The 14,354-nt window shown below is 53.2% G+C and carries 10 protein-coding genes; 4 read left to right on the top strand and 6 right to left on the bottom strand.

Going from position 1 to position 14,354, the window contains the following annotated elements; genetic code table 11:
- Nucleotides 1–80: 80 nt before the first annotated feature.
- The gene (locus FDW98_RS20915; protein WP_096758805.1) at nucleotides 81–1,637 is read left to right on the top strand and encodes a bifunctional UDP-sugar hydrolase/5'-nucleotidase; all 1,557 of its coding nucleotides are present in this window, start codon (nucleotides 81–83) and stop codon (nucleotides 1,635–1,637) included.
- A gap of 38 nt (nucleotides 1,638–1,675) precedes the next feature.
- Here the strand turns inward: FDW98_RS20915 and FDW98_RS20910 are convergent, their stop codons facing one another.
- Nucleotides 1,676–2,053, bottom strand: coding sequence for a carboxymuconolactone decarboxylase family protein (locus tag FDW98_RS20910; protein ID WP_096758804.1), 378 nt, complete (start codon nucleotides 2,051–2,053; stop codon nucleotides 1,676–1,678).
- 89 nt (nucleotides 2,054–2,142) lie between these two features.
- On the opposite strand from FDW98_RS20910, the gene FDW98_RS20905 reads away from it, so the two are divergent.
- The 3 genes from FDW98_RS20905 to katG all read left to right on the top strand — a co-directional run bounded on the left by FDW98_RS20905 (nucleotide 2,143) and on the right by katG (nucleotide 6,444).
- Nucleotides 2,143–3,051, top strand: a complete 909-nt coding sequence (locus tag FDW98_RS20905) for a LysR family transcriptional regulator (RefSeq protein WP_096758803.1) — start codon at nucleotides 2,143–2,145, stop codon at nucleotides 3,049–3,051.
- A gap of 157 nt (nucleotides 3,052–3,208) precedes the next feature.
- Nucleotides 3,209–4,096, top strand: coding sequence for a methylenetetrahydrofolate reductase (metF, locus tag FDW98_RS20900; protein WP_096758802.1), 888 nt, complete (start codon nucleotides 3,209–3,211; stop codon nucleotides 4,094–4,096).
- A gap of 167 nt (nucleotides 4,097–4,263) precedes the next feature.
- Nucleotides 4,264–6,444: a catalase/peroxidase HPI gene (gene katG, locus FDW98_RS20895; protein WP_096758801.1), complete on the top strand. Its 2,181-nt coding sequence runs from the start codon at nucleotides 4,264–4,266 to the stop codon at nucleotides 6,442–6,444.
- An 82-nt stretch (nucleotides 6,445–6,526) separates the two neighbouring features.
- On the opposite strand, the gene gldA is transcribed toward katG, so the two are convergent.
- The 5 genes from gldA to ppc form a co-directional block, all read right to left on the bottom strand.
- A complete protein-coding gene (gldA, locus tag FDW98_RS20890; protein WP_096758800.1) occupies nucleotides 6,527–7,630 on the bottom strand; it encodes a bifunctional L-1,2-propanediol dehydrogenase/glycerol dehydrogenase in 1,104 nt (367 codons plus the stop codon).
- Between the two features lie 11 nt (nucleotides 7,631–7,641).
- Nucleotides 7,642–8,304, bottom strand: coding sequence for a fructose-6-phosphate aldolase (gene fsa, locus FDW98_RS20885; protein ID WP_096758799.1), 663 nt, complete (start codon nucleotides 8,302–8,304; stop codon nucleotides 7,642–7,644).
- 268 nt (nucleotides 8,305–8,572) lie between these two features.
- Nucleotides 8,573–9,424: a helix-turn-helix transcriptional regulator gene (locus FDW98_RS20880; RefSeq protein WP_096758798.1), complete on the bottom strand. Its 852-nt coding sequence runs from the start codon at nucleotides 9,422–9,424 to the stop codon at nucleotides 8,573–8,575.
- Nucleotides 9,425–9,514: 90 nt separating this feature from the next.
- The gene (locus tag FDW98_RS20875) at nucleotides 9,515–11,248 is read right to left on the bottom strand and encodes a phosphoethanolamine transferase CptA (RefSeq protein WP_096758797.1); all 1,734 of its coding nucleotides are present in this window, start codon (nucleotides 11,246–11,248) and stop codon (nucleotides 9,515–9,517) included.
- 212 nt (nucleotides 11,249–11,460) lie between these two features.
- Nucleotides 11,461–14,112 (bottom strand): phosphoenolpyruvate carboxylase, encoded by a 2,652-nt coding sequence (ppc, locus tag FDW98_RS20870; RefSeq protein ID WP_096758796.1) that lies wholly within the window; start codon nucleotides 14,110–14,112, stop codon nucleotides 11,461–11,463.
- Nucleotides 14,113–14,354 lie beyond the last annotated feature (242 nt).

Raw genomic sequence — 14,354 nt, 5'->3', positions numbered from 1 at the left:
GTAGATGTGAGTTTTCTCACATAAAAAAACCTTTCAGAACGTAACGTAGCGAATCTTTATATGACTGAAAGGGATTGGTTATGAAGTTAAAAATGCTTGCTGTTGGTGTGCTGGTATCACTGCCATTATGGGCGTCGGCGAAAGATGTCACGATCATCTACACCAACGATCTCCATGCCCACGTTGAACCTTATAAGGTGCCGTGGATTGCCAATGGCGCACGTGATATTGGCGGTTGGGCGAATATCACGACGATGGTTAAACAGGAAAAGGCCAGCAATAAAGCGACCTGGTTTTTTGATGCGGGTGATTACTTTACGGGGCCTTACATCAGCAGTATGACCAAGGGTAAAGCCATTGTCGACATTATGAACACCATGGACTTTGATGCCGTTACGATGGGCAATCATGAGTTCGATCATGGCTGGGACAACACGCTGCTGCAACTCAGCCAGGCAAAATTCCCGATTGTTCAGGGCAATATTTTCTATCAGAACAGCAGCAAGGCCTTTTGGGATAAGCCGTATACCATCATCGAAAAAGAGGGCGTGAAGATTGGCGTTATTGGTCTGCACGGCGTGTTTGCTTTTGATGATACGGTTTCTGCTTCGACGCGCGTTGGCATTGAAGCGCGCGATGAAGTGAAGTGGCTGCAACGCTATATCGATGAACTGAAAGGCAAAGTGGATCTGACCGTAGCACTGATCCATGAAGGCACGCCTGCGCGTCAGTCCAGCCAGGGGAGTACCGATGTGCGCCGTGCGTTGGATAAAGACATCCAGACCGCGGGTCAGGTGCATGGGCTGGATATCCTGATTACCGGCCATGCGCATGTGGGCACGCCGGAGCCGATTAAAGTAGGTAACACCCTGATTTTATCTACCGACAGCGGCGGTATTGATGTTGGTAAACTGGTGCTGGATTACCAGCAGAAACCGCATCAATTTACCGTGAAGAACTTCGAGCTAAAGACCATTTTTGCCGATGAATGGCAGCCCGACCCGCAGACGAAACAAGTGATTGACGGCTGGAATAAAAAGCTCGATAAAGTTGTACAACAAACGGTCGCCAATGCTTCGGTTGAGCTCACCCGCGCTTACGGTGAATCTTCTTCGCTGGGAAATCTGGCGGCGGATGCGCTGCTGGCGGCGGCAGGTAAAGATACCCAGTTAGCGCTAACTAACTCAGGCGGTATTCGCAATGAAATCCCGGCGGGCGCCATTACCATGGGTGCGGTCATTAGCACCTTCCCGTTTCCGAATGAACTGGCAACGATGGAGCTTACTGGTAAGCAGTTGCGTAGCTTGATGGAGCACGGCGCGAGTTTAAGCAACGGCGTGTTGCAGGTATCCAAAGGGCTGGAGATGAAATACGACAGCAGCAAACCGGTCGGTCAGCGGGTCACAGTACTAACGTTAAACGGCAAGCCGATTGAGGATGCTACGGTTTACCATATTGCGACCAACAGCTTCCTGGCAGATGGTGGCGATGGTTTTAGCGCATTTACCGAAGGTAAAGCGCGTAATACCTCCGGCGGCTATTATGTTTCTAATGCGGTTGTTGATTACTTCAAAGCGGGTAATACCCTGACGGATGAACAACTGAAAGGCATGCGTGTGGAGGATGTGAAACCGTAACGAGTTCAGGCCAGCAGAGTATCCGCTGGCCTGTTATTTTAACCTTTGTGCGAGGAAAACACCTCTTTTGCGGCGAACAGTCCGTTCAGCGCAGCGGGAAAGCCCGCATATACTGCCATTTGCATAATCACTTCAGTAATCTCCTCCTGCGTTAACCCGACGTGCAGTGCGGCGGCAATGTGCACTTTCAACTGCGGTGCGGCATTTCCCAGCGCCGTGAGCGCGGCGACGGTGGCTATTTCCCGGCTGCGTAAATCCAGCCCTGGACGTGAGTAGATATCGCCAAAAGGAAACTCGATCAGGTAGCGGGCGAAGTCCGGCGCAATCTCTTTCAGGCTCTCAACGACGGCATCTCCGCCTTTACCATCAACCTGTTGCAACATGTTCTGTCCGGTAATATAGCGTTCTGAATGCATGATACTTCCCTTGTTGGTTTGTGGTATGACGAGAGAATAAGGGGCGCAGAATGATTTGGATAATACCCGTTCCGTGATACCTTTTCGGTATGAGCACTTCCCCGCTTCACTCCTTGGATATTCGCCTGCTGCGCTACTTTGCGGTGGTGGCACAAGAGAACAACATGAGCCGTGCAGCGCAGCGCTTGTTTATGTCGCAGCCGCCGCTCAGCCGCCATATTCGCCAGCTTGAAGACCGGTTGGGGGTAGTGCTTTTTATCCGCCATACCAAAGGGCTGACGCTCACGGATGAAGGGCTACGCGTGCTGGAAATTATCCGTCCGCTGCTGGCACAGCAGGATAAAACCTATGCAGAATTGGGCTCGCTTGGGAAAACCGGCGCACGGTCGCTGCGCGTTGGGCTGACCACCGCGTTTGAGCAGGGTATTTTTGCCTCGCTGGAAACTCAGCTCGCGACGCGCGTTGAGGCGTTGAATATTGTGCGTCATGGCTCGCCGGAGTTAGTGCGCCAGGTGCGGCGTGGAAAACTGGACGCGGCTATTGTGGCGCTGCCGCTGGAGGCTACTGGACTCACCGTGATCCCGCTCGCCTGGCAGGAACCGTTGATTGCTGCCTTACCTGCTCACTGGTCGGAAGCAGAAGCAGATTCGCTGACGCTAACCACGCTCAGCGAGCGCCCTCTATTCTGGTTTAAGCGTGAGCGTAACCCGGCCTTCTTCGACTACACGCGGGTTATTTTTCGTCGTGCAGGTTACTCACCTGCCTGCATAGAAGAACCACTGGAACATGACGTTTTGCTGGCACGTATTGCCCGTGGCGAGGGTGTGAGCCTGTTTCCTTCGTCATTTTCCGCTATCCAGCGGCAGGGCGTGGTTTTTCGTCCTCTATACGGCACGGAATTGTGTATTACTGCCGGGTTGGTATTATCGCCTGAACAAGAATCTCGCCTGCAATGGCTTCCTTCATTACTCTCGGCGTCCTTCCTTTCTGCACGCTAAAGTGAATTATTTTCATCTTCACTGAGTATTCCTCACCTTTCACGATGATTTTTATGTTGACGTTACGGCGCTTTTCCGTCATTTTTACATCTAGACGTCTAAACGTATAGCAGTTCACAACACAACATATAACGACAAAAGATTGATGAGGTAAGGTATGAGCTTTTTTCACGCCAACCAGCGGGAAGCCCTGAATCAGAGCCTGGCTGAAGTCCAGGGTCAGATTAACGTTTCGTTTGAGTTTTTCCCGCCGCGCACCAGTGAAATGGAGCAAACACTGTGGAACTCAATCGATCGCCTGAGCAGTCTGAAGCCTAAGTTTGTCTCCGTAACCTACGGCGCAAACTCCGGTGAGCGTGACCGCACGCACAGCATCATTAAGGGGATTAAGGATCGCACCGGTCTTGAAGCGGCCCCGCATCTGACCTGTATTGATGCTACTCGCGACGAGCTGCGAATTATCGCTCAGGATTACTGGAACAACGGGATTCGTCATATTGTGGCCCTGCGCGGCGACCTGCCGCCAGGCAGTGGCAAACCGGATATGTACGCCGCCGATCTGGTTGGGTTACTCAAAGAAGTGGCAGACTTTGATATCTCTGTTGCGGCCTATCCGGAAGTCCACCCGGAAGCGAAAAGCGCCCAGGCCGATCTGCTCAACCTGAAGCGTAAGGTCGACGCCGGAGCGAATCGCGCGATCACCCAGTTCTTCTTCGACGTGGAAAGTTATCTGCGTTTTCGTGACCGCTGCGTAACCGCAGGTATCGATGTGGAAATTATCCCGGGTATCCTGCCGGTCTCTAATTTTAAGCAGGCGAAAAAATTCGCTGACATGACCAACGTGCGCATCCCTTCCTGGATGTCGACGATGTTTGACGGTCTGGATGATGATGCGGAAACCCGCAAGCTGGTGGGCGCTAACATTGCCATGGACATGGTGAAGATTTTAAGCCGTGAAGGGGTGAAAGATTTCCATTTCTATACGCTCAATCGCGCCGAGATGAGCTACGCGATATGCCATACGCTGGGCGTCAGGCCTGCTTAATTGTAACATCAGCCCTCTACGGAGGGCTTTTTGTTGATCATTTTGATCTACATCTCTGTAACTAAAAATATAAAAGGATTTAGCTATCGAATCTGTGGGTTTTTTCGACTATATCTTATCTCTGGTGGTGTATATCGTAGCTAGAACACTGTAAAGGGAGCATATAGATGAGCATGTCCGACGATAGCCAAAACGCATCAACTGCCGGTAAGTGTCCTTTCCATCAAGGCGGTCACGATCCCAGCGCGGGAGCAGGAAGAAATAACCGCGACTGGTGGCCGAATCAACTCCGCGTAGACCTTTTGAACCAACACTCCAACCGTTCGAACCCATTGGGTGAAGATTTCAATTACCGCAAAGAATTTAGCAAACTCGACTATTCTGCCCTGAAAGGGGATCTCAGAGCCCTCCTGTCCGAATCTCAACCGTGGTGGCCCGCTGACTGGGGCACGTATGCCGGTTTGTTTATCCGTATGGCATGGCACGGCGCAGGGACCTATCGCTCCATTGATGGACGCGGTGGCGCAGGTCGCGGACAGCAGCGTTTTGCACCACTGAACTCCTGGCCGGACAACGTGAGCCTGGATAAAGCCCGTCGTTTGTTGTGGCCTGTTAAGCAAAAGTATGGTCAGAAAATTTCCTGGGCCGACCTGTTTATCCTCGCGGGTAACGTGGCGCTGGAAAACTCCGGCTTCCGTACCTTTGGCTTTGGTGCCGGTCGTGAAGACGTATGGGAACCGGATCTTGATGTGAACTGGGGTGACGAAAAAGCCTGGTTGACGCACCGCCATCCGGAAGAGCTGGCGAAAGCCCCGCTGGGTGCGACTGAGATGGGACTTATCTACGTGAACCCGGAAGGGCCGGATCACAGCGGTGAACCGCTTTCCGCGGCAGCAGCGATTCGTGCCACCTTCGGCAATATGGGGATGAATGACGAAGAAACCGTGGCGCTGATTGGCGGTGGTCATACGTTGGGTAAAACCCACGGTGCAGGTCCTGCATCGCACGTCGGCCCCGATCCAGAATCGGCACCGATTGAGGCCCAGGGCTTAGGTTGGGCCAGCAGCTACGGTAGCGGTGTGGGCGCAGACAACATCACCTCCGGTCTGGAAGTGGTCTGGACGCAAACGCCGACCCAGTGGAGCAACTATTTCTTCGAGAACCTGTTCAAATACGAATGGGTACAGACCCGCAGCCCGGCCGGTGCTATCCAGTTTGAAGCGGTCGATGCTCCTGAAATTATTCCGGATCCGTTTGATCCGTCGAAAAAACGTAAGCCGACGATGCTGGTTACCGATCTGACGCTGCGTTTTGATCCGGAATTCGAGAAGATCTCCCGTCGTTTCCTCAACGATCCGCAGGCGTTTAACGAAGCCTTTGCTCGCGCGTGGTTTAAGCTGACGCACAGGGATATGGGGCCAAAATCACGTTACATTGGACCAGAAGTCCCGCAGGAAGATCTGATTTGGCAGGATCCGCTGCCGCACGCGTTCTTCAACCCAAGCGAAGAAGATATCCTAAACCTGAAGGCGACGATTGCGGCTTCCGGGCTTTCCGTGGGCGAGTTGGTGTCGGTGGCATGGGCTTCTGCGTCAACGTTCCGCGGGGGTGATAAACGCGGCGGGGCTAACGGGGCGCGCCTGGCGCTGAATCCGCAGCGCGGCTGGGATGTGAATGCGACGGCAGCCCGTGTTCTGCCAGTGCTGGAAGGTATTTATAAATCCGCGCATACCGCCTCGTTGGCCGATATCATCGTGTTGGCCGGTGTTGTAGGTGTAGAGCAGGCGGCAAGCGCGGCGGGTGTCAGCATCAATGTACCTTTTGCGCCGGGTCGTGTGGATGCGCGTCAGGATCAGACCGATATTGAGATGTTTGAACTGCTCAAGCCGATTGCCGATGGTTTCCGCAATTATCGTTCCCGTCCTGAGGTTTCGACCACCGAGTCGCTGTTGATCGATAAAGCGCAGCAACTGACGTTAACCCCGCCGGAAATGACCGTGCTGGTGGGCGGTATGCGCGTGCTGGGAACGAACTTCGATGGCAGCCAGCATGGCGTCTTTACCGATCGTCCTGGCGTACTCAGCACTGACTTCTTTGTCAATCTGCTGGATATGCGTCACGAATGGAAGGCGGTTGATGCGTCACAGGAGCTGTTTGAAGGTCGCGACCGTCTGAGCGGCGAAGTGAAGTACACGGCAACCCGCGCTGACCTGGTGTTTGGCTCTAACTCGGTCCTGCGTGCTGTGGCTGAAGTGTATGCCTGCAGCGATGCCCACGAGAAGTTTGTGAAAGACTTTGTCGCGGCATGGGTGAAAGTAATGAATCTGGACCGTTTCGACCTGCAGTAAAGAAAAAGGCCGGAGGGTGTTCACGCTTCCCCGGCCAGGCATATAAAAAATCCCCGCAATCGCGGGGATTTTTATTGGTCGCTTATTCCCACTCTTGCAGGAATCGCTGACCGTACTGATCTGCCACCAGCAGCGCGGCGTAAACCTGATCCGGCGTGGCACCGCCAGGCATGTTGTGAATGGTTTCGCCTTCGGCACAGGCTGCTTCGGCCACGATGCGCATTTTGGCCGGAATATCCTGCTTGATATCCAGTTGGGCAAGGGTGATTGGCAGACCAACGGAGTGGCACAGTGCCGCCACGGTTTCAATTTCTTCTACCGGCGCATTTTCCAGTACTAACTGCGTTAACGTACCGAATGCCACTTTTTCACCGTGATAATAGTGATGTGCATCCGGGATGGCCGTCAGGCCGTTGTGAATAGCATGTGCTGCGGCCAGCCCACCGCTTTCAAAACCGACGCCGCTCAGGTAGGTGTTGGCTTCAATCACGCGCTCCAGTGCTGGGGTCACCACGTGCTGCTCGGCGGCCAGCATCGCTTTTTCGCCTTCTTCGATCAGCGTGTTGTAGCACAGCTCGGCTAGCGCCAGTGCCGCCTGAGTACACTGACCACCGGCCATGGTGGTGGCGCCGCTGCGTGAACAGGCGCGGGCTTCAAACCAGGTTGCCAGCGCATCGCCAATGCCGGCGGCAAGTAAACGAGCCGGTGCCCCCGCGACAATTTTGGTATCCACAATGACCCGGTCCGGGTTGTTCGGTAGCAGCAGATAGCGATCGAATTCACCTGCATCGGTGTAAATTACCGACAGCGCGCTGCAGGGGGCATCGGTTGAGGCAATGGTCGGTGCAATGGCAACCGGCACGCCCATAAAGTGGGCCAGTGCTTTGGCGGTATCCAGCGTTTTACCGCCACCAATACCGAGTACCGCGCCACACTGCGCTTGTTCCGCGACGCCGCGCAGGCGATCGATTTCGTGTTGTGAACATTCGCCGCCAAACGGGGCGATTTCCAGCGCCAGACCGGCATCCTGGAAGCTTTTTTCCAGGGTGGGTTGGGCAAAGCCTAAGACAAATTTGTCTCCAACAACCAGCCAGCGTTCCGCCAGCGGTTTGAGGTAGCTGCCAAGACGAGTAATAACATCGGCACCCTGGATGTATTTACCCGGTGATTGAATAATGCGATCCATACGTTATCTCCTTAAAGAGTGATCCGACCAAATGCGTTGTTCCAGTCCTGCTCAAACTTCTCTATTGCAGACTCTACCGCAGGGGTATTGAGCATTTGTTGCGCTACATCTAATGGCAGGGTGATTGCTTCACACCCTGCCAGTAAGCAATCCAGCGCCTGGCGTGGCGTTTTAAAGCTGGCTGCCAGCACCATGCTGTTTGGCGCATGCAGCTCCAGCAATGTTTGCAGTTCCTGTACCGTGCGGATACCGTCTCCGCCCTGGGCGTCAACACGGTTCACATAAGGGGCGACATATTTTGCTCCCGCCAGCGCGGCCAGCAGTCCTTGCGCTGCGCTGTACACGGCGGTGCCTAAGGTGGTAATACCTTCTTTTTTCAGCTGCTTGATGGCCGCCAGACCTTCGGCGGTGACCGGGATTTTAACGACGATACCTGGTACGGCGAGGCTCAGGCGCTTAGCTTCTTCCACCATCCCCTGCGCATCACGGCTCATGGTCTGCGCGAACAGAATGCCGTCTTTGCCTATTGCCTTTTGCAGACGCGGCAGCACCTCCCAGATGGACTCGTTACTTGCTGCCACGATGCTCGGGTTGGTAGTGACGCCAGCAATCGGGAAGATGCGTGCCAGACGTTCAACTTCCGCCACGTTGGCGGTATCCAGGTACAGTTCCATACAAATCACCCTCTAAATTTTCGGTTAGCCGCCCGTTGCCGGAATGCTGTTCTGTGTACAGGATAAGAGCGTTTTACGGTCGTGCGCTATCTGACAAATCTGCCAAAAACTGGATAAATGTAATGTATATGTCAAAGTGAGAGATACATCACATGTTAATTGGCTGCGGGTTTATTCTGGGTTGAAGAGAGTTGTGAGGGTTCTTGTATATTACAAAAATCCAGTAAATGATGGATTTGTGCTCAGTCTGTGTCGCTACGCAACGGCTTCACTGCCGATGTGCCTCTTTTTCTGTTAACTGGCTGTGATATTGCCGACGATACTCTGACGGAGAACGCTCTGTATTCTTACGAAACAGGCGACAGAAGTAGTTACTGTCGACAAACCCACAGGTGCGCGCCACTTCTTTCACCTTCAGGTCGTAACCCTTCAGCAGTGCCTTGGCGTGTTCCAGTCGCGTATGGTTCAGGTACTCGTTAAAACCGATAGCGCCCGTTTTCTGAAACAGGTGCGACAGGTAATTCGGCGAGATATAAAACGCCTGGGCGACGGATTCACGGGTCAGCGGCGAGGCGTAGCGTTCGTCGATATAGTCGCGAATAGCGTCGAAAAGCGCCTGACTGCGCGACGCGGTCTGGATCTGGCTGCCCAGCAGATCGCGACAGTGGCTTAACAGACTGGCGACGATCAGCCTGGCCGTTTGTTGCTCCTGTGGCTGCATCTGCATCTCATGCAGCGTTTGCAGCAGGAAGGAGCCAATACGCGGTCCGCGCCGCGCAACGTGTTGTTTGGCGAGGTTTTGAAATTGTTTTCCATCCCACTGAACGATGCTGAAACCTAACTGCTGTTTGCCGAACAGGATGCTGATCGTGGTGACTGGCGTGTGCCACTGCGGGAGATTCCAGCCACCTGCCGGGACGTACAGCACATCACCAGAGGTAAGTTTGTTTCCGATGCTGACATCAGCAAACTCGCCTTCCAGTACAATTTCCAACCGGGGAAAATCAACCTGACAGGCCAGTTCTGGCATTGAACCGTTGGTGCTGGCGAAACACACCTGCCGCAGCGGGAGGGGACCGTTAATCAGGCGGGAGAGAAGGTGGCTGACGTCGTGATACATGTTGATCCCTTGCAGGCAGCAGACAAGGTCACAGTAACGTTGATGGTAAAAAAAGGCCACCCTAAAAGAGTGGCCTGGGGCGCTAAACGATTACTGGTTACCAATTTGATCGCCGTAAGGCAGAGTATCGTAATCAATCAGGGCGTTTTTCTTGTATGGATTACCAATCCAGCGGGTTGTCTCTTTGAACTGCGGGTTGGTAATGGCACGCGTCGGGTCGAATCCATCGTAGGTCAAGCCCGCTAAATCAGACCAGGTATGAATAAGTTCAGAGCTGCTGTACTTACGATCAACGCCTTGCGAGAAGTCACGCGGATGTACGGCCTGCCATTTTTCAGAGGTCCATAGCAGGAACGGTACCGTATACATATGGCGCGTTGGGTTGTCTTCATTACGCCCCTGCGTTTTATGCGGCGGCGTGTCATATACCTCTTCGCCATGGTCGGAGAAGTAGAGCAGGAAGCCGTTTGGATCGGTGGCTTTGTAGTCGTTAATCAGGCTGGCAATGATGTGGTCGTTATACACATTGGCGCTGTCGTAATCGTTATAGGCTTCCAGCTCATCGCTGTTCAGGCCTGCAGGAACGTGGTCGATATTGTTGTCGAATTTCCCCTGACCATCCGGATAGCGGAATTTGTACTTAATATGCGTTCCCAGCAGATGAACAATGATGAATTTTTTCGGCGCCGGATCGGCCAGTACCTCTTTAAACGGCGCCAGCACGTTGCTGTCGTATTCACGCGCACTTTGGGTGCGCTGTTGGTTCATATAGAACTGCTTATCCGTCTGTTTGGAGAACACGGTCAACATAGTGTTACGCGCGGTCATGGTTTGCTGATTAGTGATCCAGAAGGTCTTATAACCCGCCTGTTTCATCATGTTCATCAGCGACGGCTGCGTCAGATATAAATCCGGGTTCTTCTCGTTGGCGAAGGTCAGCGCCTGCTGCAGGATTTCAATAGTGTACGGACGTGAGGTCACGACATTATTGAATACGGTCAGGTTAGGATCGGATTTGTGCAGTGCGTCCAGTTCCGGCGTGGTTTCACGCGGATAGCCGTACAGGCTCATGCGTCCACGCTGAGTTGACTCACCAATTACCAGCACCAGCGTGCGCGGGGCATCGCCAGAGTTGTCTTTAAAGTTTGCCAGCGGCGGCAGCGCATTGTTCTCATTCAGCAGACTGTTCAATGAGGTTAGTTGCTGACGATACTGATAATAGCCAGAAATAAACTGCCACGGCGCAGCGGGTTCCATACGTGAGGCAAGACCGTTCAGCGTTCGCTCAAAAGGTTTATGCTTAATAAATGTGTTAACGGCCATTGGGTGCAGAATCAGACCGTATAACAGCGCAAACGACACCAGATAACGCCAGGGGGAGGGAATATGAACCGGGCGTAGGCGCGTCCACAGCAAAATAGCTACGGCGGTATAGGCCAGTGCGATAAAAACAATCTTGAGGCTGAAATACTGGCTTAAGTATTCACTGGCTTCGTTGGCATTGGTCTCAAACATCACGTACAGCACGCTCTGTGAGAATTCCTGCCCGTAAATGACGTAATAGCTCAGTGCAGCGAGTGACGCAGCCCACAGCACGACGCCAATAACGGCAGCAATAATACGGATACGATTGGGAAATAAGAATACCGGGATCAACCATAGCGAACTAAACAGTATCGAGTCGCGTAATCCATTCGTGCCGCTGTAACCACTAAAATAGATAATGACCTGTAGTAATGAAGAAAAAAAACAAAAATAGAGAAGTGCCCAACCCAGGGCCTTCCAGCTAAACGGGGGTTTAGACTGGGATGATAAGGAGTGCATAGTGTGAGCCTGTCATTAATCGTGTCGCCAAGAGTAGCGGCTAAATCTTAAGGGGACCTGAAGCATTGTGATATTAAAAACGCTTCTTGTTGATGATTCATTTATGAAGTGAAGAATGAATCAAAGAAGAAATATATTTGAAATGAAGTGGTTATGACAAGCGATTTTGAGGTCACCCTCGCGCAATAGCACGAGGGTGACAGAGGACTCACTTAACCGGTATTACGCATACCCGCAGCGACACCGGCGATGGTGACCATCAGCGCTTGTTCAACGCGCGGATCGGGGGCTTCACCGTGTTCTTCTGCCAGACGCGAACGGTGTAATAGTTCAGCCTGTAGCACGTTCAACGGATCGGTATAAATATTTCTTAACTGAATTGACTCGGCAATCCACGGCAGGTCGGCCATCAAATGTGAGTCGTTGGCGATGGCCAGCACCACGTCGATGTCGGCTTCCAGACGGTGGCGCAGTTCTTCACCCAACGGCCATAGCTCTTTTTTGACCAGACGCTGATCGTAGTATTCCGCCAGCCACAGGTCCGCTTTCGAGAACACCATTTCCAGCATGCCAAGGCGCGTGGAGAAGAATGGCCAGTCGCGGCACATCGCTTCAAGTTCGCTCTGTTTACCGTCTTCAACCACTTTTTGCAGTGCGGTACCTGCGCCCAGCCAGGCCGGAAGCATTAGGCGGTTTTGCGTCCAGGCGAAGATCCACGGAATGGCACGCAAAGACTCTACTCCACCGGTCGGACGGCGCTTAGCCGGACGTGAGCCGAGCGGTAATTTACCCAGTTCCTGCTCGGGAGTTGCTGAGCGGAAGTAAGGTACAAAGTCTTTGTTCTCACGCACGTAGCCACGGTACAGCTTGCAGGAGATATCTGACAGCTCATCCATAATATGGCACCAGCTGTCTTTCGGTTCTGGCGGTGGTAGCAGGTTGGCTTCCAGGATCGCGGCGGTGTACAGAGACAGGCTGCTGATGGTCACTTCCGGCAGACCGTATTTGAAGCGGATCATCTCACCCTGCTCAGTGACGCGCAGTCCGCCTTTCAGGCTGCCAGGTGGTTGTGAGAGCAGTGCCGCATGGGCCGGAGCGCCACCGCGGCCGATAGACCCCCCCCGGCCGTGGAACAACGTCAGTTCAATGCCGGCTTTTTCGCAGGTTTTGATCAACGCATCCTGCGCCTGATATTGCGCCCAGGACGCCGCCATCACGCCTGCGTCTTTTGCGGAATCAGAGTAGCCAATCATGACCATCTGCTTGCCCTGAATCAGACCGCGGTACCAGTCGATATTCAACAACTGAGTCATTACATCGTCAGCATTGTTGAGGTCGTCCAGCGTTTCAAACAGCGGCGCTACCGGCATGGTAAAACCGATGCCAGCTTCTTTCAGCAGCAGGTGAACGGCCAGCACATCCGACGGTGTTTTTGCCATCGAGATCACGTAGGCAGCAATAGAACCATGAGGTGCTTCGGCAATCACCCGACAGGTATCGAGGACTTCACGGGTATCGTTACTCGGTTCCCAGCTGCGCGGCAGCAGTGGACGTTTGGAGTTCAGTTCTCGGATCAGGAAGGCCTGTTTGTCTGCTTCTGACCAGCTTTCGTAGTCGCCAATGCCCAGGTAACGGGTCAGTTCGCCCAGCGCTTCGGTATGACGGGTACTTTCCTGACGAATATCGATACGCACCAGCGGGACGCCAAAACATTTCACTCGGCGCAAGGTATCGAGCAGTTCGCCATTGGCGATGATGCCCATACCGCAGGCTTGCAGTGACTGATAACACGCGTACAGCGGTTCCCATAGCTGCTCGTTTTGTGTCAGCAGACCTGCAGGTTTCGGCAATTTTTCGCCTTTCAGACGCGCTTCCAGCCAGGCCTGGGTCGTCATCAGACGCGAACGGAGCATTTTCATCAGATGGCGATAGGGTTCTGCCGCGCCTTCTTCACCCACCAGCGCTAATAGCTCAGGCGTGGCTTCGACCATCGACAGTTCAGAAACCAGAAACTGGATGTCTTTCAGGAACAGATCGGTCGCTTTCCAGCGGCTGAGCAGCAGCACGTGGCGGGTGATATCTGCCGTTACGTTCGGGTTACCGTCACGGTCACCGCCCATCCACGAGGTGAATCGGACCGGGACAAAATCGACGGGCAGCTTGTAGTTCAGATGCGCTTCCAGCTGTTCATTCAGTTCACGCAGATAGTTCGGTACACCTTCCCACAGGCTATTTTCAACCACGGCGAAGCCCCATTTGGCTTCATCAACCGGGCTGGGACGCAGTTTACGGATTTCATCCGTGTGCCATGATTGGGCGATTAGCTGGCGCAGGCGGCGCATCAACTGGTGGCGTTCGTAATCGACGATGTCTTTGTTATCAAGCTGCTTGAGGCATGCGTTAACCTCACCCATTTTATGAATCAACGTACGGCGGGTGATTTCGGTTGGGTGTGCGGTCAGGACCAGCTCCAGAGAGAGCGATTCCACGGCTTTTTTGATTGTCGCTTCATCGAGGTTGGGCTGGTCTTTCAGTTTACGCAGGGTACGGGCAATCACTTCCGGGTTGCTGGCAGCTTCGCCTTTTGGCGAAATGCTGTGGTACTGTTCGGCGGTATTGGCCAGGTTCAGGAACTGACTAAACGCACGGGCAACTGGCAGCAGCTCGTCGTTAGACAGATTCTGCAGCGTAGTGAGCAGTTCCTGACGGTTCGCTTCATTGCCAGCGCGGGATGATTTGGACAGCTTACGGATTGTTTCTACGCGATCGAGAATGTTCTCTCCCAGCGCATCCTTGATGGTTTCTCCCAGCACTTTGCCGAGCATACTGACATTACTACGCAACGCGGAATATTGTTCGTTCATATGATCCCAGACACCCCATCTGTTTTGAATATGTCCTGTATCTTTCGCGTCCCAGCGGCATTGGCTGCAACGCGAAATCTTTCGGACTTAACTTTTTAGTCGTCTTTTATAAAGCCACGTAAAACACCTGACGTCAATTGCGGCGAAATCGGTTCAGCAAACGAATAAATGGCGGGAATTTACGTTATTTAATTCACATCGCGTCAAATAAGCGTTGCTTATGCAAATGTTAAAAGAATCGC

It is taken from the genome of Citrobacter sp. wls711, assembly GCF_005281055.1.
GTDB lineage: Bacteria > Pseudomonadota > Gammaproteobacteria > Enterobacterales > Enterobacteriaceae > Citrobacter > Citrobacter gillenii.
Note: the sequence above shows the minus strand (reverse complement) of the source record. Positions and strands in the feature narration are given on the sequence as shown.